Origin of the sequence: Pseudomonas sp. OV546 (assembly GCF_900116845.1) — a bacterium.
GTDB lineage: Bacteria > Pseudomonadota > Gammaproteobacteria > Pseudomonadales > Pseudomonadaceae > Aquipseudomonas > Aquipseudomonas petroselini.
In genome coordinates this window covers 147695-169440 of the sequence record NZ_FPCE01000014.1, presented here as the reverse complement: position 1 = coordinate 169440, position 21746 = coordinate 147695, and the positions used below count along the sequence as shown (strand labels likewise).

The following is a 21746-nucleotide window of genomic DNA, read 5'->3' as shown; positions in this document are numbered from 1 at the left end:
ATACAAAATGCGGTGTGTCAGGTGCTCCTCACCGTCTGGTTTTGGGGCTGCTGCGCAGCCCAGCGCGGGGCAAGCCCGCTCAGTACATAGGCTGCGTGTGCTGTTGTCAGAATCGGTCCAGACGATAAGGCGTGAGTGACTGCACTTGATCCTTACCCGCCAACTCTCGCACCATCTCCGCCGTCACCGCCGCCTGCGTCAGCCCCAAATGCTGATGCCCAAACGCAAGCAACACTTTCCCTTCACACACCCGATCAATAATCGGCAGCGAATCCGGTAACGACGGCCGAAACCCCATCCACGGGGTGGCATCCCGTGCACTCAAATCATCGCGGAACAACCCCTTGCTCAGCCGATGCAGTTGCCAGGCGCGTTGCATGTTCGGCGGGCGGTCGAGGCCGGCGAATTCGACGGTGCCGGCCAGGCGCAGGCCGTCGGTCATGGGGGTCATGATGAATTTGCGCTCCAGGGAGGTGACGGCGAATGGCAGGCGATGCTGCTCGTGGGGCAGCATCAGGTGGTAGCCGCGTTCTGTGTCCAGCGGGATTTTTTTGCCGGTGAGCGCGGCGGTGAGTTTGGCCGAGTGGGCGCCGCAGGCGATGAGTACCTGGCGGGCGCTCAAGGGGCCCTGATCGGTGGTCAGTGAGACGCCATGTTCCTCAAGGCGTGCGTCCTTCACCTCGCGCTGGAGGAATTGCACGCCCTGGGCCTTGGCGGCCTGGACCAGTTCGCACACCACGTGGTAAGGGTCGATAAAGTGCCCGGTGCCGGGGAAAAACAGCCCGCCCTGGAGGTGCTCGCTCAGTTGCGGCGCGGCCTGGCGAATGGCATCGCCAGAACAGAACGCCACGGGCACTTGCTGTTGCTGCATGCGCCGTTGCAGGGCCTCAAGGGCCGGGCGTGAGTCGGCCTGTTCAAACACCAGCAGCGAGCCATCCTCGCGCAGCAACTGCGGGCGCCCGATGCTGTGCAGCAAGCGCTGCCAGGCGCCCAGGCTGCCTTCATTGAGCGTGCGTATACCCGCGACCGTGCGCTGATAGCTCGCCGGACGCAGGTTCCACAGCAGGCGCAGGAACCAGGGCAGGGCGTGAGGCAGGTATTTCCAATCCAGGCGCAATGGGCCCATGGGGTCCAGCAGCATGCCGGGCAAGCGCTTGAGGATCGACACGTCGGCAATCGGGAACACCTGTTCTGTGGCCAAGTGCCCGGCGTTGCCATAGGAGGCGCCCCTGCCGGGTGCCTGCTGGTCAACCACCACCACGTGCCGACCGAGGCGCGCCAGTTGCAGCGCGCAGGCGACGCCGATAATACCGGCGCCGACCACTACGATATCGGGATCGGACATCGCCTATGCCTCCCTCTGGCCGTCAAGCAAGCGCCGCAGCAGCAAAGGGTTGCCGTGCTGGAGCGCGGCGGGCAGCAACGCATCGGGGAAATTCTGATAACACACGGGGCGCAAAAAACGCTGGATCGCCGCCGTGCCTACCGACGTGCTGCGCGAATCCGAGGTGGCCGGGAACGGACCGCCGTGGACCATGGCATCACACACTTCCACGCCGGTCGGCCAGCCGTTGACCAGCAGGCGGCCGGCCTTGCGCTCAAGCACCGGCAACAGGGCCTTGGCGTCTGGCAAATCGGTTTCGTCCAGGTGCAGAGTGGCCGTGAGTTGACCTTCGAGATGCTCGGAAACCTGGCGGACTTCCTCGGCATCGGCGCAGACGACCATCAAGGAGGCCGCGCCAAAGACCTCGGCTTGCAGGTGTTCATTGGCCAAAAAAGCCTGTGCCTGCGTCACGAACAGATGCGCCTGGCCTTGGTTAGGACCTTCTGCCGCCAGCCCCTTGGCGGCGACCTCGGCGTGTTCCGTCATTGCCGCCACCCCTGAAGCGTAGGCACTGGCAATCCCCGGTGTCAGCATGGTCTGTGCTGCACAGGTCGGCAGCCGTTCACCCGCAGCCTTGATAAAGCGATCCAAAGCGGGCCCTTGTACCCCTATCACCAGTCCCGGGTTGGTGCAGAATTGCCCGGCGCCTTGGGTCAACGAAGCGACAAAACCTTCGGCCAACGCCTCAGCCCTGGCTGCCAACGCCGCCGGGAACAGGTACACCGGATTGATCGAACTCATTTCCGCGTACACCGGAATCGGCTCCGGCCGCGCCTGCGCCGCTTGGATCAGCGCAAGGCCGCCGCTGCGAGAACCGGTAAAGCCGACGGCCTTGATACGCGGGTCGGTGACCAGCGCAATGCCGACCTCGCGGCCCGAACCGTACAACAGCGAGAACACACCCTCCGGCAGCCCACATGCTTTGACCGCCTGAGCCACCGCTCGGCCGACCCGTTCGCTGGTGCCAGGGTGCGCACCATGGGCCTTGATAATCACCGGGCACCCGGCCGCCAACGCTGAGGCGGTGTCGCCTCCGGCCACGGAAAACGCCAGCGGAAAGTTGCTCGCGCCAAACACGGCCACCGGGCCCAACGCGATGTGGCGCTGACGCAGGTCTGGCCGGGGCAGCGGCTGGCGCTGCGGTTGCGCGGTATCGACCCGCACATCCAGCCATTCCCCGGCGCGGACGGTGCGGGCGAACGTGCGCAGTTGCCCGCAGGTGCGCCCGCGTTCGCCTTGAATGCGCGCGCGGGGCAGGCCGGTTTCGGCAACGGCGCGGTCGATCAGCTCATCGCCCAATGTTTCGATCTGCGCGGCGATGGCTTCAAGCAGCTCTGCGCGCGCTTCCAGCGATGTCTCGCGGTACCCATCAAACGCTGCCCACGCCAAGGCGCATGCCTGCGCGACCTGTTCGCCGTCGCCGCCCTGGTAAGCCGGCTCCAAGGCTGTGTCGGTGGCGGGATTGATCGCCCGGATGGGCTCGCGATTGCCGCCAGTGGCGTGCTGACCGATCAGCATCTTGCCTGTCAGAGTCATGGAATCGTCCTGGAAAAAAGAGGGTGGCCGCTGCGAGCGCCGCAGCGGCACGCAAGGGCTCAGGCGACGTTCTGTTCCGCCGACCAATGGGCGTACCATTGCCGGAACAGCACGTACTGCGTTTCTGCGTAACGGCGCTGAGCGTCGCTGAGCTTATCGGTCTCGTTGAAGTGCAGGGCGTACTCCTTATCGCCGTTAAGCACCATCAGGTGTTTGTAGTACAACACCAGGTCGCAGCCTTCATCGAACGACGACAGCACCGCGAGCGCGGCTTCCAGTTCACGTGCCTGGCGGCGGGCCTTGGCGTCGCCCTTGGCGGCTTTTTTGCTCAGTGCCACCAGTTGCAGGACTTCCCGCGGCAGTGCGTTGCCGATGCCGGTGATCGCACCCGTGGCGTTACAGTTGACGAAGCCGTGCACCACCTGGGTGTCGACACCGACCATCAGGGTCACGTTATCGTCCTGGGAGGTGATGTGTTCGGCGGCATAGCGCAGGTCGGCACCGCCGCCGAACTCCTTGAAGCCGATCAGGTTCGGGTGTTCGCGGCGCAGTTCAAAGAACAGCTCGGCGCGGGTGGCGAAGCCGTAATAAGGGCTGTTGTAGATCACGGCCGGCAGGTTCGGCGCGGCCTTGAGAATCGCCGAGAAGTGCGCCTTTTGCGCGGTGGCCGAGGCACCACGGGACAAGACGCGCGGAATCACCATCAGACCATGGGCGCCGACCTTGGCGGCGTGGGCCGCGTGGGCTACTGCCTCACGGCTGTTGACCGCACCCGTACCGACGATGGTCGGCACGCCGGCCGCCACCAGCCGCGCCACGCCTTCCTGGCGCTCGGCCTCGGTGAGCAACGGCCAGTCGCCCATGGAACCGCAATACACCACGGCGCTCATGCCGATATCGATCAACTCGCGGCCCTTGGCAACCAGGGCATCGAAGTCCGGCTTGCGCGCGGGCGTGCACGGGGTCATCAGGGCGGGGATGCAGCCGGTGAAGATGTTGTCGCTCATTGTGCTAACTCCTGCAATCGTTCAGTTAAAGGTGGCCCGGGCTCAGATGCCCCAGGCGAAAGGGTCCTGTTCGTCGATCAGCAAAGTGCTGTCGGCGGTCATATAGGCGCGGCCGGTGATGAAGGGGCGCACGCGTTCGCCGTCCCACTCATAGCGGCCCTCGAATTGGCTGCCGGTGATGCTCGCTTGTGTCCAGGTTGCTCCGGGCGCAAGTGTTCCATCGGCGGCCAGGCAGGCCAGCTTGGCGCTGGTGCCGGTGCCGCACGGTGAGCGGTCGTAGGCTTTGCCGGGGCACATGACGAAATTGCGGCTGTCAGCGTGATCGTCGTCGGCGAACAGCTCGATATGGTCGATCAGCGCGCCGTCGGCACCGTGGATACCTTGGTCTTCAAGGGCCTTGAGCATCGCCCAGGTGTAGTCGGTGAGGGCATCGACGTTGTCCATCTGCAAGCGCTGGCCGTGTTCGGACACCAGGAAAAACCAGTTGCCGCCCCAGGCGATGTCGCCCAGCACCACCCCGTGGCCCGGTACCTCCACCGGCACTTGGCGGCGATGGCGGTAGGCGGGCACATTGCCCAGGGTCACGGCGCCGTCTTCGTGCAATGTTGCTTCTACCAGGCCGACAGGCGTGTCGATGCGATGCACGCCGGGTGCGATGCGACCCACGTGGTGCAAGGAGGCGACCAGGCCAATCGTGCCGTGCCCGCACATGCCCAGGTAGCCGGCGTTATTGAAGAAGATCACGCCGCAGATGGCGCCCGGCGTGACCGGCTCGCAGTACAGCGCGCCGACCAGAACATCGTTACCACGCGGTTCCAGAATGCAGGCACGGCGCCATTTATCATGCTCGCTGCGCAGGTTATTCAACTGCTCAGCCAGGGTATTGCCGATGAGCTTGGGGAACCCGTCCATCACCAGGCGCGTCGGTTCGCCGCCGGTGTGGGAGTCGATCACATGCAATCGCTTCATAAAACGCTCCAGAATCAGTGGGTGGCCGGGGTCAGCGGGGCACGGCCGAGGGGCTCGTCGACCGCTTCGCTTTCATCGGCTTCGTGTTCCAGGCGCACCAGATGGGCCGGCACGCCAGTGGCTGCGCCCCAGTAGTAAATGCCCAGCGCGCAGACCGCGACGACGAGGGTGTCAAACGGGTGGGCGAGTACGCCGATACCGCCAAAGCTGCCGAGCTTGGAGAGCAAAAGGGTCACCGCATAGAAGCCGATCAGCCACGCGGATGAGCGCACTTGCTGCTTGAGGTTGAGGTGCGCGGTCGGCACCCAGCGCGCGCACAGCAGGTACACCCCGAACATCAGGATTTGCAGGCCGAGCAGCCAGGAAACCGTACTCCAGCCCGACCAATACACGATCAGCGCGGCGATGATGAACGACAGTGGGCCGAGCACCGCCATGCCCTTGACCCGGAACGGCCGCGCCATCTGCGGTGCATTGCGTCGCAGCGCCGCGACGGTGACCGGGGCGACCGCATAGCTGAGGATCAACGCGGCGGACACCACATTGATCAGCGCTTCCCAGGACGGGAACGGCAGGGTCCAGAACACCGACAAGCCAAAGGTCAGCCACAGCGCCGGGCGGGGGATGCCGGATTTCTCATCGATACGCGTGAAAATCTTGAAGAACGTGCCTGTCTGCGCCCAGCCGTACACCACACGCGGGGTGGCATTCATGTAGATGTTGCCGCAGCCGCTGGGGGAGATCACCGCGTCGGCCACCACCAGGTACGCCAGCCAACCCACGCCCAGCGCCAGGGCGATATCCCGATAGGGCAGCGCCAGTTGTTTGCTGATTCCGGCCCAGCCATCGGCAAGCATTTCCGTGGGTACGCCACCGAGGAACGCGGTTTGCAGCAACACGTAAATGGCGGTCGAGAGCAGTACCGAAAGGATCAACGCAATCGGAATGGTGCGTTGCGGGTTCTTCACTTCGCTGGCCACCGAGATGATCGGCGTGAGCCCCAGGTAGGCGAAAATCACGCCGCCGGCCGACACCGCCATCTCAATGCCTGACAGACCAAACGGCGCGAAACCCTGCACTTGGAAATTCGCCGGCTTGAAGAAGGTGAAGAGCACGCCAATCACCAGCAACGGCACAATGAACTTGAACACGCTCACCAGGTTATTGGCGATGGCGAAGGTTTTCACGCTGCGGTAATTGAGGATAAAGAACAGGCACAGCAGGGCGAACTGTACCAGCCAGCCGAGGGTGGTCGGGTCGCTGGAACCGGCTTTGGTCAGCTCGGGAAACCACGCCGCAGCGTATTGGCGCGAGGCGACCACTTCGATGGCCACCAGGCTGGAGAACGCAATCAGCGTGATAAAGCCCATCAGGTAGCCCAGCAGTGGGCCGTGGGAGTAGACCGGGTAGCGCACCACGCCGCCGGCGCGTGGCAATGCAGCGCCCAGTTCGCAGTACACGATGCCCAGCAGCAGCACCGCGAAACCACCGATCAGCCAGGAAATGATGCCCGCAGGACCTGCAATGGCGGAGACGTGACTGGCCGCAAACAACCAGCCCGAACCAAAGATGGCCCCCAGCCCGATAAAGGTGAGGTCCATCAATGAAAGTTGCTTCTTGAACTTGCCTTGACCTGACATAGCGTCGCCTTCTTGTGAGTTATTGGATAGGCATGCAGTGCCCCTACAGTGAACTCATGAACGGCGGCGCGATTGATGTTTTTTGCCGACAACGATGACGAAATCAGCACAGTTTGCACCGCTCGACAGCGCCTCAGGCATCGGGCAATCTGCTACGCGTCGAGGCCGCCAGTGGGGATCAGCCGTCATGATGCAGAGCGCGTTTGCAACCCTTTGCCAAGGGCCTGAGGCCAATCGGCCCCACAGCATCGAGCAGCTATTGGCCGGCGTGGCGCAGTTACTGCCGATGCTCGATGTGATCCCCAATGCGGCGATTTTCATCAAGGACACCGAGGCCCGTTATGTGCTCGCCAACCACACCCTGGTGCAGCGCTGTGGCCTCAAGCACCTGCAACCGTTGCTGGGCAAGACCAGTGCTGAAGTGTTCCCCGCGCAACTGGGGCCGGGTTACACCGAACAGGATCAGCGCGTGCTGGAGCAGGGGTTTGTACTGGAGGACCAGCTGGAATTGCACCTCTATGGCACCCGTGAACCGGGTTGGTGCCTCACCCACAAGTGGCCGCTGTACAACCACATGGGCGCCATCATCGGCCTGGCGGGCATCTCGGTGGACCTGCAAACCGCCAGCGAAAGTCATCCGGCCTACCAACGCCTGGCGGCCGTCGACGCGCACATCCGCGCGCACTTCAATCGCCGCGTCACCCTGGGTGAGCTGACGCGTATCGCAGGCATTTCCGTGGCGCAACTGGAGCGCTACTGCAAACGCGTGTTCCACCTCACGCCCCGGCAGATGATCCAGAAGGTGCGGTTGGAGCATGCCCACCGCTTGTTGCACACCGACATGCCGATCACCGAGGTGGCGCTGCAGTGCGGGTACACCGACCACAGTGCTTTTACTCGCCAGTTCAAGGCCTCGACGGGGTTTACGCCGAGGCAGTATCGGGAGACCTGAGCACCTACCCGCTGGGGTGTTAATGAATACCCAACTGTGTGCAGGCTTCCTGTGGTGAGGGGGCTTGTCCCCCGACGGGTTCACCGCCGACCCAAGGGCTGCTTCGCAGCCCGGCGCAGGGCAAGCCTGCTCACCACAGCAAGCCCGCACGGTGATCGCTTTGTGTCAGTGCGGCCAGCGCAATGCAACGAATAGCCCGCACAACCCTCATATGTTCACGAGTAATGCTTCACGACGACAGGTATCAGGCTTATGACGGCGGCTGAAAACAACCATGTGAACTGGCTGGTGGAACAATCGATGCTGCACGCGGCACGCCAGCGGGCCAAGCTCTATTCGGGCCAAGGCCGGTTGTGGCAGCAACCCTATGCGCAGACGCGGCCACGGGATGCCTCGGCCTTGTCGTCCGTGTGGTTTACCGCCTACCCGGCGTCGATCGTGACCCGTGAAGGCGGTACGGTGTTGGAGGCGCTGGGGGATGAAGCGCTGTGGCATGCCTTGTCGAAGATCGGCATTCAAGGCATCCATAACGGCCCGTTGAAAAAGTCCGGCGGCCTGAACGGCACGGAGCACACGCCCACCATCGACGGCAATTTCGACCGCATCAGTTTCGAGATCGACCCGCAACTGGGCACCGAAGCACAATTGCAGGCGTTGACGCGTATGGCGGCGGCGCACAATGCGGTGATCATCGACGACGTAATCCCGTCCCATACCGGCAAGGGCGCGGATTTTCGCCTGGCCGAGATGGCGTACGAGGATTATCCCGGCCTTTACCATATGGTGGAGATCCGCGAAGAAGATTGGCCATTGCTTCCTGACGTCGCAGAGGGCCGCGATGCGCAGAACCTCAGCCCCGTCCAGGTTGATGCCTTGCGTGACAAACACTACATCGTCGGCCAGTTGCAGCGCGTGATCTTCTTTGAGCCCGGCGTCAAGGAAACCGACTGGAGCGCCACAAACGTGGTGTTGGGCGTGGATGGCAAGCCGCGCCGCTGGGTGTACCTGCATTACTTCAAGGAAGGCCAACCGTCGCTGAATTGGTTGGACCCGACCTTCGCCGCGCAACAGATGATCATCGGCGATGCCCTGCATGCCATCGACGTGATGGGGGCGAAGATCCTGCGCCTGGACGCCAATGGGTTCCTCGGCGTGGAACGCAAGCTGGACGGCACGGCCTGGTCCGAGAGCCATCCGCTGTCGATCACCGGTAACCAACTGCTGGGCGGGGCGATTCGCAAAGCCGGTGGCTTCAGCTTCCAGGAGTTGAACCTCACCGTGGATGACATTGCGTCCATGTCTCACGGCGGTGCCGATCTGTCCTACGACTTCATCACCCGCCCTGCATACCAGCACGCGTTGCTGATGGGCGACGCCGAGTTCCTGCGCCTGATGCTGCGCGAAATGCACCGCCAGGGCATCGATCCCGGTTCGCTGATCCATGCGTTGCAGAATCACGATGAATTGACCCTGGAATTGGTGCACTTCTGGACCCTGCACGCCCATGACACCTTCCTGTACCAGGGCCAGACCTTCCCCGGCAATATCCTGCGCGAGCATATTCGCGAACAGATGTACGAACGCCTGACCGGCGAACATGCCCCCTACAACCTCAAGTTTGTGACCAATGGCGTGTCCTGCACCACCGCCAGCATCATCACGGCGGCGCTGGGGATTCGAGATCTGGAGGCCATTACCGCGGCGGATATTCTGCAGATTCGCCAGATCCATTTGCTGTTGGTGATGTACAACGCCATGCAGCCTGGGGTATTTGCCTTGTCGGGCTGGGACTTGGTGGGCGCGTTGCCGCTGGCCGCCGAAGAGGTCGAGCATTTGATGCAGGATGGCGACACGCGCTGGATTCATCGCGGCGCCTATGACCTGGTGGACCTGAACCCGGACGCAGAATTGTCCGCCGGCCATATGCCGCGCTCGAAAAGCTTGTATGGCAGCCTCAACAGCCAATTGCAGGACCCTGAGTCCTTCGCCTCGCAACTGCAGAAAATCCTCGCGGTGCGCCGGGCCTACGACATCGCCGCCAGCCGCCAGATCCAGGTGCCGGAAGTGCAAAACCCAGGGCTGTTGGTGATGGTCCACGAATTGCCGGCCGGCAAAGGCACGCAAATCACTGCGTTGAACTTCGGCGCCACGCCGATCACCGAGACCCTGCACCTGCCGGATATCGCTGCGGGGATGGTGGTGGACATCATCAACGAACGGGTCGAGGGGGATTTGACGGCGGAGGGAGCGTTCACCATCACGCTGGATGCGTATGAAGGGTTGGCGCTAAGGGTCGTCAGCAGCGCCCCTATCTGACGCCCCGATACCCGGTCACCTTGCGCCTGGCAGCGCAAAGTAACCGGGTGAGTCTGTGCAAGGCGTTCGCAAAGGGTGAGCGGCAGCCTCCGGCAGGCTGCGCTTGGAACGGGCCATGAACCACTCCAGTACCAGGTATTCCGGTAAGCCGCAGCGCCAGTAACGCTCACCGTGGCTGGGCAGGTGCACCTGTTCGCTGTCGGCAGGCCGGCCATAGATAAACACGTTCGCGATGTCGTAGGCATCAAACGCCGAACCCGCTACGCCAGGCTTGCGTACCACGTGGTCAGCGGCCAGCAGCACATCGAAGCGCCTTAGCCCGGCGCGACTCAATTGCCGGCCTTCCCGGTCGCTGCTGGCGGTGGCGATGCAGTGATAGCCCATGCGGTTCAGCAGCTTTTCGATCTGCACGACATGGGCGTGAAGCGAATCCACGATGAGGATCCGCAGGTGTTTGTCGATCATGGCGAGGGTACCTGTCAGCTGTGCGCCGGGCGCGTTCCACATAGGGGTAGGGAAGGGGCCAGCGTACCGATGTCAGGCAGGAGATGATTTAAGACGGGTCTGAAAAAACAGGGAGGCGAGCGAACATCCCGATTCGTGATGCCGCCCGCCACCTACCCGCGATGGGGCTAATCAGTAGCGCTGCGGCACGATGAGTTCCGGCGGCGTCGGGCTGCGCGAATAATCCTCCTGCCTAACGCGCTGCGGCAGTTCGATCACCGGCAGCTCGACTTCTTCATACGGCATCTGCGCAAGCAAGTGGTGGATGCAGTTGAGTCGGGCTTTCTTCTTGTCATCGGCTTGTACCACCCACCACGGCGCTTCGGCGATGTGGGTGCGTTCGAGCATGATTTCCTTGGCCTTCGTATACGCTTCCCAGCGCCGACGCGACTCAAGGTCCATAGGGCTGAGTTTCCATTGCTTGAGCGGGTCGTGAATGCGACTGAGAAAACGCAGGTGCTGTTCCTGGTCGGAGATCGAAAACCAGTACTTGATCAGTTGGATGCCGGAGCGGGCGAGCATCCGTTCGAACTCCGGAACGGTGCGGAAGAACTCTTCGTACTGGTCCTCGTTGCAAAAACCCATGACTTGCTCGACACCGGCGCGGTTGTACCAACTGCGGTCGAACAGCACGATTTCGCCGGCGGCTGGCAGGTGTGAGACGTAGCGCTGGAAGTACCACTGCGTCTGTTCACGGTCATTGGGCGCCGGCAGCGCAGCCACTCGGCAGACCCTCGGGTTCAGGCGCTGGGTGATGCGCTTGATCACGCCACCCTTGCCGGCGGCATCCCGTCCTTCGAACAGGATCACCACCTTGTGGCCGGTCTTGACCACCCAGCTCTGCAATTTCACCAGTTCGCCTTGCAGGCGGAACAGTTCGCTGAAATAAATGCGGCGCGCGGCTTTTTCGCTTCCTTCACCGACGTGCTCATCAAACAGCGCGTTCACGTCATGGCCATCTTCGGATAATTCCAGTTCCAGCTCTTCGTCACTGTGATCGAGCAATTCACGGTGGATGCGCTGTATCAAGGTGTCGTCTAGTGAGGACATGGCGGAACTCGCGTCGTGGGGGATGGCAAAGTCTTAGTCGCATTTTGTTACGAACCAATGACCACAAAATGCGGTGTTGTGGCGGGAGAGGGGGACAACTGGGCGTTTTGCCACTGCACGTTCATAAAACCGTAACAAGATTGTTGCAGAGTTGCCGAGCCCGAAATCACAAGGATTTTCCTTAATGAAACGTCTGATGAAGTCTGCTGCACTCGCCGTTGCGGTTTCTCTCAGTGCCACCTCGGTGTTTGCCGCCGAAAGCATCCGCCTGACCGGTTCCGGTGCGAGTTTCCCAGCGCCGATCTACCTCACCTGGTTCAAGGATTTCAGCAAGAAAACCGAAGGTGTCACGGTTGACTACCAGTCCAAGGGGAGCGGTGCGGGTGTACAGGACTTCCTGAACAAGACCGTCGATTTCGCCGCCAGCGACTCGGCCATGAAAGACGAAGACATCGCCAAGGTGGCCGAAGGCGTGCAACTGCTGCCGATGACCGCGGGTGAAATCGTGCTGGCGTTTAACCTGCCGGGCAATCCTAAAGAGCTCAAATTGCCTCGCGATGTGTACTCGAACATCTTCCTGGGCAAGATCACCAAGTGGAACGATCCAAAGATCGTTGCCGCCAACCCAGGCCTGAAACTGCCTGACATGCCGATCACCGTTGTGGTGCGTGCAGACTCCAGCGGCACCACCGCCGTCTTCACCAAGCACCTGGCGGCGATCAACCCTGAGTTCCAGAAGGACTTGGGCGAAGGCAACACCGTCAACTGGCCCGCCAGCGACAAATTCATCAAGTCGCCGAAGAACGATGGTGTGACCGCCACCGTACGCCAGACCCCAGGCGCAATCGGCTACATCGAGTACGGCTTCGCCAAGCTGGCCAAGGTTGACTTTGCCCAACTGCAGAACAAGGCCGGCAAGTACGTGGTACCGAACGCCGAAAGCGGCGCCGAAGCCCTGGCTGCGGTGAAAATGCCGGAAAGCCTGGTGGCCTGGCTGCCGGATCCGGATGGCGCCAAGTCCTACCCGATCACGTCCTACACCTGGATGATCTTCCGCAAGGACAACGGCAACCCAGCCAAAGCCAAGGCCATGCGTGAAATGGTCGAGTACAGCTTGACTGAAGGTCAGAAAATCGCTGATTCGATGGGCTACATCCCACTGCCGCCATCGGTGGTCGAACAGGTTCGTAAAGCGTCCGCCAACATTAAGTAAGGCTCGCCAGGCCGCTCTCGGTGAGGGTTTCATCCTTGCCGGGAGCGTTCCCCCCTTGTTCCGGAATTAGCCCATGAACACACCTTTTGTCGTACCGGATAACCCGGATTCTGCGTGCCAGCCGCCGTCCACGAAGGACTTCCTGGTTGACCGCACCTTCCGTGCACTTGCACGCATAGGCGTGGTGCTGGTGCTGGCGCTGGTATTCGCGCTGGTCTTCGAAGTAGGGCGCAAGGCACTTCCAGGCATGGAAAAGCACGGCTTTGATGTGCTCATCGGCAGCGTCTGGGACGTTAACCAAGGTAAATACGGCATTCTGCCGGCGATTTGGGGCACGCTGTACAGCGCCTTCATCGCGTTGCTGATCGCCGGTTTTTTTGGCGTCAGCATGGCGATCTTCCTGACTCAGGACTTTTTGCCCGCCAAGCTTGCTGCAGTGTTTCGCACCATCGTCGAGTTGCTCGCCGCGATCCCCAGCGTCGTTTACGGCCTGTGGGGGATCTATGTGGTGATCCCGGCGATTCGCCCGCTGACCGCGTGGTTGAACAGCGAGCTCGGCTGGATTCCGTTTTTCGGCACCTCCTTGAGCGGGCCGGGCCTGCTTCCGGCAGCCCTGGTGTTGGCCATCATGATTTTGCCGACCATCGCTGCCGTCTCCCAGGACGCCCTCACGGGTGTGCCGATGAAAACCAAGCAAGCCGCCTACGGCATGGGTACCACCCACTGGGAAGCGATTCTCAAGGTAATGGTGCCATCCGCCGCGACCGGCATCTTCGGTTCGCTGGTGCTGGGCCTGGGCCGCGCCTTGGGTGAAACCATGGCACTGGCCATGTTGGTCGGTAACGCCAACAACATTTCTCTGTCGCTGTTTGCACCGGCCAACACGCTGGCGGCCTTGTTGGCGCTGAACTTCCCCGAAGCCGGCCCGAACGAGATCGAAGTGCTGATGTACGCCGCACTGGTGCTGATGTTCATCACGTTGCTGGTGAATGTCATCGGTTCGATGATCATGGTCTACGCCCAGCGGGGGACTAAACAATGACTGACCTTTCTTCGCCTATCACCGCGATGCCCAGCCTGCAGCGCCGGTTCGAAGGCCGTGCCCTGCGCAGCCTGGTCCTGACCACCCTGGTGTGGTTCGGGGCGTTGCTGGCCAGCGTGCCGCTGATTTCCGTGCTCTACATGCTGATCACCCGTGGCGGTGCACGCTTGAGTCTGGAAGTGTTCACCGAATTGCCACCCACCGGTTTCGAGACCGGCGGTGGTTTCGGCAACGCCATGGCGGGCACCTTCGTCATGGTCGGTATCGCGGCCGCTATCGCAGTGCCGGTTGGCATTATGGCGGCGATTTTCCTGGCTGAACTCGGGCCAGACAGCAAGCTGGCAAACGCCTCGCGCTTTGCCGCGAAAATGCTCACCGGCTTGCCGTCGATTCTGGCCGGTGTGTTTGCCTACGCCCTGGTGGTGATGACCACCGGCACGTACTCGGCACCGGCGGGTGGCGTGGCGTTGGCCGTGCTGATGCTGCCTATCGTGGTGCTGACGGCCGAAGAGTCGATGAAGATGGTGCCCAAAATCATGAAGGATGCCGCCTACGGGATGGGCTGCACCCGTTCGCAGGTGATCTGGAAAATCGTCTTGCCCACCGGCATGCCCGCGATCCTCACGGGCGTGATGCTCGCCGTGGCACGCGCCGCCGGCGAAACCGCACCGCTGTTGTTCACCGCGCTGTTCAGCAACTACTGGATCTACCACGACGGCAGCCTGGCAGTCATGAATCCGACGGCCTCCCTGGCCGTGCTGATTTACAACTTCTCCGGCATGCCCTTCGACAACCAGCTGGAGCTCGCCTGGGCGGCCTCGTTGGTGCTGGTAATGATCGTACTGGTCGTGAATATCGTGAGCCGTATTTTCGGCAAGCCCAAGTACTAAGAACGGGAGCACCTGAATTTTGAACATGTCATCCGCGCAAATAGCCGCTCCGTTTATCACCCAGTCGCCTGTGGTCATGGACTGCAAGCTGGACAAGATTTTCTACGGCAACTTCATGGCGGTGCGTGACAGCCATGTGCCGATCGAGAAAAACAAGATCACCGGTTTCATTGGCCCGTCCGGCTGCGGCAAATCGACTGTATTGCGCAGCCTCAACCGCATGAACGACCTGGTGAAGGGCTTCCGTTTCGAGGGCCATGTGCATTTCCTCGGCCAGGATGTGTACGGCAAGGGCGTTGACCCTGTAGTCGTGCGCCGTTACATCGGCATGGTTTTCCAGCAGCCCAACCCGTTTTCGATGAGCATTTTTGACAACGTGGCCTTTGGCCTGCGTATCAACCGCTACAAGGGCGACCTGGGCGACCGCGTCAAGCACGCGCTGCAAGGCGCCGCGCTGTGGGATGAGGTCAAGGACAAGCTCAAGGTCAGCGGCCTGTCGCTCTCCGGCGGCCAACAGCAACGCCTGTGCATCGCCCGCGCCATTGCCACCGAGCCGGAAGTGTTGCTGCTGGATGAGCCGTGCTCGGCACTGGACCCGATTGCCACGCGCCGGGTTGAAGAGCTGATGGTCGAGCTGAAGAAGGACTACACCATCGCGCTGGTGACCCACAACATGCAGCAGGCGATTCGTGTGGCCGATACCACCGCGTTTTTCTCGGTGGATATCTCCCAGGGCACGCGCACCGGCTATCTGGTTGAAATGGGCGCCACCACGCAGATTTTCGAGAACCCACGCGAACAAATGACCGGGGACTACATCAGCGGCAAGTTCAGCTGACCGACTCATGCACCGTTTTTCAGGATTGCCAATGTCTGCAACGCATCGTCTTGATCTGGCCGCGATTGAACGCGCACTGCGCGAGGTACAGAGCCGTTTTGCCCAGCTCAGCCGGGACTTTACCGAGCCACGCGACCCGCTGACGGACGAAGTGCTGCAGAATGTGCTTGAAGGCTACGCCCTGATTGACGACTATGTTGCGCGCGGCGTTGACCTGTTCGACCTCCAGCAACTGAACCTGATGCTGGAGATCAATGCCACCGTGCTCTGCGGCAAAGACCCGGTTCGCCGGCAGGAATACGCCCAACACCTGGCGGCCACCGAAGAGCATTTTTTCAACAATGTCGAGGGTGGCATCAAGGATTTATACGGCTGGTACTGCAGGCACCACAGTGAATCGGTGTGGAAGCGCGCCGCCGGTGTCTACGTGCGAGTCCTCAGCAGGCCGCAGTTGTTTGTCGAAGGCAATCACCGCAGTGGGTCGCTGATTGTCAGCTACCTGCTGATGCGCGAGGGCTTGCCGCCGTTCGTACTGACGCTGGACAACGCCGAGGGCTATTTCAACCCGTCCTCGGTCATACGTAACTCCGCCAAACATGGCGTAATGGCATTGTACGAATTGCCCAAGATCAAGAAAAAATATGCAGCGTTCCTGGAAGATAAGGCCCCTGACCCTATGGCGTTTTTCCTGAGCGACACACCGGCGCCCGTCTGCCAAGGGGGCCATTGATGGGAAGGTACCCAGTGCTCGACACAATCAAGCGGGTGTTCAAGCGTCAGCGTATCCGTATCTCTTTTGATATCGACGACACGCTGGCCTGCCAGCTTCACCACAGCGCGACCGAGCACAGCCGTTTGCCGGCATGTGTACACCGTTGGCTGGGCGAGCCGCTGCGCAGCGGCACCCGCGCCCTGACCCGCGAACTGCGTCGCCAGGGTTGCAGCGTCTGGGTCTACACCTCGTCCGGCCGGACCCCGTCCTACATCCGCCGTTGGTTGCTGCTGTATGGCATTCACGTCGATGGCGTGGTCAACAGCGTGCGGCACAATCAAGCGCTCACGGAGCGCGGGCTGTCGAGTACACCGTCGAAATTCCCGCCGGCATTCGACATCGACCTGCATGTCGATGACTCCGAGGGGGTCCAGCTTGAAGGCTTCGATCACGGTTTTCGCGTTGTGGTCGTGGACCCGGAAGACGAGCAATGGGCGCAGCGCGTGCTGGATGCCGTCGCACAGGTCCAGGCGCAGCTCGCCCGGCAGCAACCGCAACGGCACAAGGTGCCTGTGCGGGCCTATCCGGGGCTGACGTTGAACGGATAAGCCATTCCCAGGGCTGAGCAAAAAGGGGGCGACTGATGGATCAGTCGCCCCTTTTTTTGCTTATTTTTCGCGCAACGCCCCAAGGAACTCGGTGTGCCGCAACACCTGCGAAAACATGGGCAGCGTGAAGTTTTCAGCGGCCTTTTGTTGCTCATCGGTGAACGTCGCCGTGCAGTCGCTCAAGGTCACCACGTTATAACCCTTCTCATACCCTGACCGCACCGTACCCTCGACACAGCAGTTGGTCAGGAACCCTGCCACCACCAGGTTCTGGATACCATTGTTGCGCAGCACCAGGTCCAGGCCCGTGGTCGCAAAACCGTCCAGCCCGCGCTTGCCTTCCACGAGAATATCGCCGGTTTCACGGGTGATCGCTTCCGAGATCTCGGCGCCCCAGCTGCCGGTGCGGAACGCGCTGCCGTCGGCGACACCTTTGAGAATCCCGTAATCGCGCGTGGTCAGCTCTGGATAGCCGTCGGCGAACTGGATCGGCAGGTGGATGATCTTCACCCCGAGTGTGCGGGCTTGCTGCACCGTGGTTGCGGTGTTGGCCAGCATGTCGCCGGTGTGCATGACGTCTTTGACGGCGTCATGGAACACGCCGCCGGGCGTGGTGAAGTCGTTCTGGAATTCGATCAAGACAAGGGCGGTGGCGTTTGGATTCATGTTGGGTCTCCGATAGGGGTCACTGTGGGGGAAGTCGGGACGGGTCCTTCAGCATAGTTAACCGCGTTCGTTAAGGCTGGGGATTTAAGGACAATGTACAGCAGCGCAGATCGGTCACGTCAGAATCAAACCAAATGGGCTTTTGGTTATTTGATTAAAAGTTTTATTGACTAAAGAATATTCGTCGGTTAATCATGACCTGGCATCTGCTCGCATGCAGAGTCATTTCCAGGGTTATCCCATGGGTCAGAACATCATGCCGTCATTGGCCAGCCTTTACGTTGAGACGAACGAGTCTTCCACCCAGCCCCGCTTGGCGCCTTTACTGATGCAGGGCTTCCCGGCGGGGCCTAAATACCGCGTCACTTGGCACAACTGGATGCACCCGCCCTTTAACCAGTGGGGGTTTCGCAACCTGGCGCGACTGCGTCCCTCCATCGATGTGCGCGCGGGCGCCGGCCCCGTCGGGCCCTTGAACACCGCGCCACAGGCGTTGGATGCCCTGTACTTCGACAGTGAGTGCGGGTTGAGCGTGAGTGTCATTGAGCATCTGCTGGCCAGCCAGACCGATGCCTTTTTGGTGATGCAGGGTGACACCGTGCTGTTCGAACGCTACTTCAACGGCCAGCGCGCCTGTGACCGGCACATCATGTTCTCGGTGACCAAATCGCTGGTCGGCACCCTGGGCGAAGAACTGGTGACCCGCGGCGTGCTCAACCCCGAGCTGCCCGCCGGGTACTACGTGCCGGAACTGGTGGGCAGCGCGTTTGGTGATGCGACGGTGCGCCAGCTTTTCGACATGGCGGTGGGCATCGATTACAGCGAGGTCTATGACGACCCCAATTCAGAGAGCTCGCAGTACGGCTATGCCTGTGGCTTCCAGCCGGCATTGGCGCAATACGCTCAGTTCGAGTCGTTGTACCAATACCTGCCGTCGCTGAAAAAACGTGGCGTGCACGGCGGGTTTTTCCACTATGTGACCGCCACCACCGAAGCCTTGGCGTGGGTGATGGAGCGGGCTTCGGGCAGCGCCTGCAGTGAGCTGCTGGAGGGTATCTGGCAGCAGTTGGGGTGCGACCGCGACGGGTATTTCATCGCCGATCCGTGGGGGCGTAATGTCGCCGGGGCGGGCTTTAGTGCCACCTTGCGCGACATGGCGCGTTTTGGTCGCCTGCTGGCCAACAACGGCCGCCAGGACGGGGTTGAGCTGCTGTCGCCCGAGACCGTCGCCCGCATCACCGCAGGGGCCGACCCGACGGTTTACGCGCAAAACGCCGAGTTCTCCCACTGGACACCCGGTGCGTCCTATCGAAGCCAGTGGTACGTGTTCAACGACCACAGCCAGGCCCTGATGGCCGGGGGCATTCACGGTCAATACCTGTTCATCGACAAACCGTCGGGCGTGGTGATCGTCAAGCAATCGTCGCTGAACGAGGCGGTCAGCCCGTTCGATACCGACAGCGTGCGCATGCTGCGCGCGATTGCCGCCCACCTGAGCCACTGACCCCGTCAAAAAATAAGAGTTTTGCGTTCTATTCACCTGGCTTGCCCAGGTGTTGGCGACGCCCTGCGTCGCCATTGACTGCCCTGTAACAACAATAATTCCACAGGAGCTTCTTATGGTTTTCACCAAGCGTTTCTCTCGAGCGCTCTTAGCGGTCGGCTTACCCTTGACCACCCACGTCGCATGGGCGGGCTACACCTTTGAGGACGGCAATCTCAAGGGTGAAGTCAACCTCACGGTGGGCGGGGCGACGCTGTTTAGTCGTGGCGTCAACTTCGGCAGCGGCCGTGTGGATGCGCGCAACGGCAAAAACGGCGGCGCCCGGATCAACTGGCAAGAGTTCTACGTAAAACCGGGCGCCAAATTTGAGTACGCGGTGCAACCCGATTTCAGCCTGCTGGCGGGCGGTTCGCTGGTGGCGGCAAGCACGTTCGGCGACGGTGATGCCGGTGGCTTCACCCGCAGTTCCGACGGCAAGGTCGCGGCCGAAGAACTCTACGGTGGTTTCCGCGCTGGCGAATGGAAGCTGACCGCCGGCCGCCAGAACTACATGATCGGCACGGGGTTCATCGTCATGGACGGTAACCTCGACCAGCACAAAGACGCTGCCTACTGGCTGGGCCCTCGCACCGCCTTCAAGGACTCGGCGATCCTGGCCTGGGACCACGGCGCACTGAAGTCTCAGGCGTTCACCCTGCGCACTGATGATGATCTGGGCGATTTCCGGATGACCGGCGTCAACCTCGATTACAACCTCGATGACCAGGTGACGCTGGGTGCGATGGCGTTGAAGGTCAATGCCCTTGGCCCGAGAGGCAGCACGCTTCCCCGTCGCCGGGACGGCATGCGGGTGTACAACCTGAGGGCGCTCAATGCCAAGGTTCCCGGCATGCCGGCACTGACCTTGAACGCCGAATACGCGTTGGAGCGCGGCAGCGGCGAGGGGGTCGATTACGCGGCCAATGCCTGGTATGGCCAGGCGGACTATGCGTTCAGCACATTGCCGCTGACCCCGATCATCGGCTACCGCTACGCGAGTTTTTCCGGCGACGACAACCTCTCCGACAACCGGCAAAAAGCCTGGGACCCGCTCAGTAAGGGCTTTGTCGACTGGAGCACCTGGCTGATCGGCGACGTGGTGGGTAACTACCTGCTGTTCAACAGCAACGAAAACGTCCAGCAGTTTTCCCTCAAGACCCACCTCAACGAAACCGTGACCCTCGGTGCGATTCACTACCAGTTCTGGCTGGACGAGAAAAACTACATGGGTGCACCGGTCAACGATCGGCGCTTTGCCGACGAGAGCGTGGTATTCCTCGACTGGACGCCCACGCCGTCGTTCTATACGTCGCTATCGTACAACTGGGTCAAGCCACTGGCCGCCGCCAAACAGGTGTTCGGCGATGACCAAACGTTCAGTGCGCTGGAGCTGTATTTCACCTATCGCTATTAAGTGCTGCGAGCCATCGTGGCCGCGCTGGAGTGTTTTCACCATGAACAGTTTTTTGCGTAACACCGTGCTGGGCACTGTCGCTTTGTTGTTGATCAGTGGTTTTTGCCTGGCTGAAGAACGCACCGTACGGATCTACAACTGGATCGAATACCTGCCACCCGAGGTGCTCAAGAGCTTCCAGGAGGAAACCGGCATTCGCCCGATTTACGATGTGTTCGACACCGTCGAAACCATGGAGTCCAAGCTGCTGACGGGCAACTCCGGGTATGACGTGGTGTTTCCCGGCTCCTCCAACCTGGGACGCTTGATCACGGCCGGTGCAGTGCAGCCGCTGGATCGCAAGCAGTTGCCAAACTGGCAGCACCTGGACCCGCAATTCATGCAAACCCTGGAAACCGCAGGTGACTCCGGCAATCGCTACGCCGTGCCTTACCTGTGGGGCACCACGCTGATCGGCTACAACGTCGACAAGGTGTGCAAAGCCCTCGGCCCTGACGTGCAGATGAACAGCTGGGACATCATCTTCAAGGAAGAAAACCTCGCCAAGCTCGCTAGTTGTGGCGTGGGTTTCCTCGACGCCGCCAACGAGATCCTGCCGATTGCCTTGCACTACAAGGGCCTCGACCCCAATAGCCAGAAGCGCGAGGACTATGTACAAGCCCAGGCCCTGATGATGAAGATTCGCCCTTACGTCAGTTACTTCAACTCGTCGCGCTACGGCATGGACCTGGCCAACGGTGATATCTGTGTGGGCGTGGGCTGGTCCGGCGGTGTCGCACTGGCCGCACGACTGGCGGATGCCGCCGGCAAGGGCGTCAAGGTCGAGATGGCGCTGCCCAAGGAAGGCGCGCCGATGTGGTCTGACGTGATGACGATCCCGGCCAAGGCCCCCGATGTGGCGGAGGCCCATGCGTTCATCAATTACATCCTGCGCCCGGACGTGATTGCGCGTATCAGCAACAAGATCGGCTACCCCAACCCGAACAAGGACGCCACTGCGCTGGTGGACGCCAGCATCCGCAACGACCCGAACATGTATGTGCCGGACGAAGCGCGCAAGACCCTGTTCGCCCTCGAGCCGATCCCGGCTGCCGCGGAGCGCATCCGTACCCGCACCTGGACCGCCATCAAGAGCAACCGCTGATCAGTGTGGCCCGGTGCGTGCCCGCCGGGCCCGAGCCTGGAAGCTGTCAGGCCCATTGATCTATACATTTCGATGAAGACATAACCTGAGAACATGAGGTGCTTGTGGTGAGCAGGCTTGCCCAGCGCGGTGCAAGCCCTAATGCCAGTCAGTTAATAAGCAGTAAGAGCGAAAAGTAACCCGTGGCGAGGGAGCTTGCTCCCGCTGGACTGCGCAGCAGTCCCAGTCTTTTGAAACAAAGAACTGGGGCCGCTTCGCGACCCAGCGGGAGCAAGCTCCCTCGCCACAGCGTTATGTGTCAGCGTTTAAGATTTATAT

At 61.4% G+C, this 21746-nt stretch carries 19 protein-coding genes; 11 read left to right on the top strand and 8 right to left on the bottom strand.

Annotated elements, in window-relative coordinates; genetic code table 11:
• Positions 1-106 precede the first annotated feature (106 nt).
• From BM403_RS26180 to BM403_RS26160, 5 genes are read right to left on the bottom strand one after another with little or no spacing between them, the layout of a single operon-like run.
• Positions 107-1345, bottom strand: coding sequence for an NAD(P)/FAD-dependent oxidoreductase (locus BM403_RS26180; protein ID WP_093545802.1), 1239 nt, complete (start codon positions 1343-1345; stop codon positions 107-109).
• Positions 1346-1348: 3 nt separating this feature from the next.
• Positions 1349-2920 (bottom strand): aldehyde dehydrogenase (NADP(+)), encoded by a 1572-nt coding sequence (locus BM403_RS26175; RefSeq protein ID WP_093545799.1) that lies wholly within the window; start codon positions 2918-2920, stop codon positions 1349-1351.
• A 59-nt stretch (positions 2921-2979) separates the two neighbouring features.
• Positions 2980-3927 (bottom strand): dihydrodipicolinate synthase family protein, encoded by a 948-nt coding sequence (locus BM403_RS26170; protein WP_093545796.1) that lies wholly within the window; start codon positions 3925-3927, stop codon positions 2980-2982.
• A gap of 42 nt (positions 3928-3969) precedes the next feature.
• The gene (locus tag BM403_RS26165; protein ID WP_046036131.1) at positions 3970-4896 is read right to left on the bottom strand and encodes a 4-hydroxyproline epimerase; all 927 of its coding nucleotides are present in this window, start codon (positions 4894-4896) and stop codon (positions 3970-3972) included.
• 14 nt (positions 4897-4910) lie between these two features.
• A complete protein-coding gene (locus BM403_RS26160) occupies positions 4911-6536 on the bottom strand; it encodes an APC family permease (RefSeq protein ID WP_093545793.1) in 1626 nt (541 codons plus the stop codon).
• A gap of 187 nt (positions 6537-6723) precedes the next feature.
• On the opposite strand from BM403_RS26160, the gene BM403_RS26155 reads away from it, so the two are divergent.
• Positions 6724-7488, top strand: coding sequence for an AraC family transcriptional regulator (locus BM403_RS26155; RefSeq protein WP_012724483.1), 765 nt, complete (start codon positions 6724-6726; stop codon positions 7486-7488).
• Between the two features lie 252 nt (positions 7489-7740).
• Positions 7741-9804 (top strand): maltose alpha-D-glucosyltransferase, encoded by a 2064-nt coding sequence (treS, locus tag BM403_RS26150; protein WP_093545790.1) that lies wholly within the window; start codon positions 7741-7743, stop codon positions 9802-9804.
• Between the two features lie 15 nt (positions 9805-9819).
• Here treS and BM403_RS26145 read toward each other — a convergent pair whose 3' ends face one another.
• Complete coding sequence (locus tag BM403_RS26145; protein ID WP_052958940.1) at positions 9820-10269, bottom strand: response regulator; 450 nt, start codon at positions 10267-10269, stop codon at positions 9820-9822.
• 171 nt (positions 10270-10440) lie between these two features.
• On the bottom strand, positions 10441-11358 hold the full coding sequence (gene ppk2, locus BM403_RS26140; protein WP_093545787.1) for a polyphosphate kinase 2: 918 nt from the start codon (positions 11356-11358) through the stop codon (positions 10441-10443).
• A gap of 184 nt (positions 11359-11542) precedes the next feature.
• Between ppk2 and pstS the strand changes: the two genes are divergently transcribed.
• From pstS to BM403_RS26110, 6 genes are all read left to right on the top strand, one after another.
• Positions 11543-12571 carry a phosphate ABC transporter substrate-binding protein PstS gene (gene pstS / locus BM403_RS26135; protein ID WP_012724479.1) on the top strand — a complete coding sequence of 343 codons (1029 nt, stop codon included), beginning with the start codon at positions 11543-11545 and terminating at the stop codon, positions 12569-12571.
• 73 nt (positions 12572-12644) lie between these two features.
• Positions 12645-13613, top strand: a complete 969-nt coding sequence (gene pstC / locus BM403_RS26130; protein ID WP_093545783.1) for a phosphate ABC transporter permease subunit PstC — start codon at positions 12645-12647, stop codon at positions 13611-13613.
• Positions 13610-14503, top strand: coding sequence for a phosphate ABC transporter permease PstA (gene pstA, locus BM403_RS26125; protein ID WP_012724477.1), 894 nt, complete (start codon positions 13610-13612; stop codon positions 14501-14503). Before pstC ends, pstA begins: the two co-directional genes overlap by 4 nt.
• Before the next feature lie 76 nt (positions 14504-14579).
• Positions 14580-15341, top strand: a complete 762-nt coding sequence (gene pstB, locus BM403_RS26120) for a phosphate ABC transporter ATP-binding protein PstB (protein ID WP_218189871.1) — start codon at positions 14580-14582, stop codon at positions 15339-15341.
• 31 nt (positions 15342-15372) lie between these two features.
• A complete protein-coding gene (locus tag BM403_RS26115; protein ID WP_064053503.1) occupies positions 15373-16071 on the top strand; it encodes a hypothetical protein in 699 nt (232 codons plus the stop codon).
• Positions 16071-16661, top strand: coding sequence for a hypothetical protein (locus BM403_RS26110; RefSeq protein WP_012724474.1), 591 nt, complete (start codon positions 16071-16073; stop codon positions 16659-16661). Before BM403_RS26115 ends, BM403_RS26110 begins: the two co-directional genes overlap by 1 nt.
• Before the next feature lie 60 nt (positions 16662-16721).
• Here the strand turns inward: BM403_RS26110 and BM403_RS26105 are convergent, their stop codons facing one another.
• Positions 16722-17327, bottom strand: coding sequence for a cysteine hydrolase family protein (locus BM403_RS26105; protein ID WP_012724473.1), 606 nt, complete (start codon positions 17325-17327; stop codon positions 16722-16724).
• Between the two features lie 241 nt (positions 17328-17568).
• Here BM403_RS26105 and BM403_RS26100 point away from each other — a divergent pair, with 241 nt between their 5' ends.
• From BM403_RS26100 to BM403_RS26090, 3 genes are all read left to right on the top strand, one after another.
• On the top strand, positions 17569-18831 hold the full coding sequence (locus BM403_RS26100; RefSeq protein WP_093545859.1) for a serine hydrolase domain-containing protein: 1263 nt from the start codon (positions 17569-17571) through the stop codon (positions 18829-18831).
• A gap of 115 nt (positions 18832-18946) precedes the next feature.
• Positions 18947-20284 (top strand): alginate export family protein, encoded by a 1338-nt coding sequence (locus BM403_RS26095; RefSeq protein WP_093545777.1) that lies wholly within the window; start codon positions 18947-18949, stop codon positions 20282-20284.
• Between the two features lie 40 nt (positions 20285-20324).
• Complete coding sequence (locus BM403_RS26090) at positions 20325-21428, top strand: polyamine ABC transporter substrate-binding protein (protein WP_093545774.1); 1104 nt, start codon at positions 20325-20327, stop codon at positions 21426-21428.
• Positions 21429-21746 lie beyond the last annotated feature (318 nt).

Excerpts from the sequence above, each read along its gene's own strand:
- ppk2 (WP_093545787.1), bottom strand. The coding sequence starts at position 11,358 with ATGTCCTCACTAGACGACACCTTGATACAGCGCATCCACCGTGAATTG.
- BM403_RS26105 (WP_012724473.1), bottom strand. The coding sequence starts at position 17,327 with ATGAATCCAAACGCCACCGCCCTTGTCTTGATCGAATTCCAGAACGAC.
- pstS (WP_012724479.1), top strand. The coding sequence starts at position 11,543 with ATGAAACGTCTGATGAAGTCTGCTGCACTCGCCGTTGCGGTTTCTCTC.
- BM403_RS26180 (WP_093545802.1), bottom strand. The coding sequence starts at position 1,345 with ATGTCCGATCCCGATATCGTAGTGGTCGGCGCCGGTATTATCGGCGTC.
- BM403_RS26115 (WP_064053503.1), top strand. The coding sequence starts at position 15,373 with ATGTCTGCAACGCATCGTCTTGATCTGGCCGCGATTGAACGCGCACTG.
- pstB (WP_218189871.1), top strand. The coding sequence starts at position 14,580 with ATGGACTGCAAGCTGGACAAGATTTTCTACGGCAACTTCATGGCGGTG.
- BM403_RS26090 (WP_093545774.1), top strand. The coding sequence starts at position 20,325 with ATGAACAGTTTTTTGCGTAACACCGTGCTGGGCACTGTCGCTTTGTTG.
- treS (WP_093545790.1), top strand. The coding sequence starts at position 7,741 with ATGACGGCGGCTGAAAACAACCATGTGAACTGGCTGGTGGAACAATCG.
- BM403_RS26175 (WP_093545799.1), bottom strand. The coding sequence starts at position 2,920 with ATGACTCTGACAGGCAAGATGCTGATCGGTCAGCACGCCACTGGCGGC.
- BM403_RS26170 (WP_093545796.1), bottom strand. The coding sequence starts at position 3,927 with ATGAGCGACAACATCTTCACCGGCTGCATCCCCGCCCTGATGACCCCG.
- BM403_RS26155 (WP_012724483.1), top strand. The coding sequence starts at position 6,724 with ATGATGCAGAGCGCGTTTGCAACCCTTTGCCAAGGGCCTGAGGCCAAT.
- BM403_RS26165 (WP_046036131.1), bottom strand. The coding sequence starts at position 4,896 with ATGAAGCGATTGCATGTGATCGACTCCCACACCGGCGGCGAACCGACG.
- BM403_RS26095 (WP_093545777.1), top strand. The coding sequence starts at position 18,947 with ATGGTTTTCACCAAGCGTTTCTCTCGAGCGCTCTTAGCGGTCGGCTTA.
- BM403_RS26145 (WP_052958940.1), bottom strand. The coding sequence starts at position 10,269 with ATGATCGACAAACACCTGCGGATCCTCATCGTGGATTCGCTTCACGCC.
- BM403_RS26110 (WP_012724474.1), top strand. The coding sequence starts at position 16,071 with ATGGGAAGGTACCCAGTGCTCGACACAATCAAGCGGGTGTTCAAGCGT.
- BM403_RS26100 (WP_093545859.1), top strand. The coding sequence starts at position 17,569 with ATGGGTCAGAACATCATGCCGTCATTGGCCAGCCTTTACGTTGAGACG.
- pstC (WP_093545783.1), top strand. The coding sequence starts at position 12,645 with ATGAACACACCTTTTGTCGTACCGGATAACCCGGATTCTGCGTGCCAG.
- BM403_RS26160 (WP_093545793.1), bottom strand. The coding sequence starts at position 6,536 with ATGTCAGGTCAAGGCAAGTTCAAGAAGCAACTTTCATTGATGGACCTC.
- pstA (WP_012724477.1), top strand. The coding sequence starts at position 13,610 with ATGACTGACCTTTCTTCGCCTATCACCGCGATGCCCAGCCTGCAGCGC.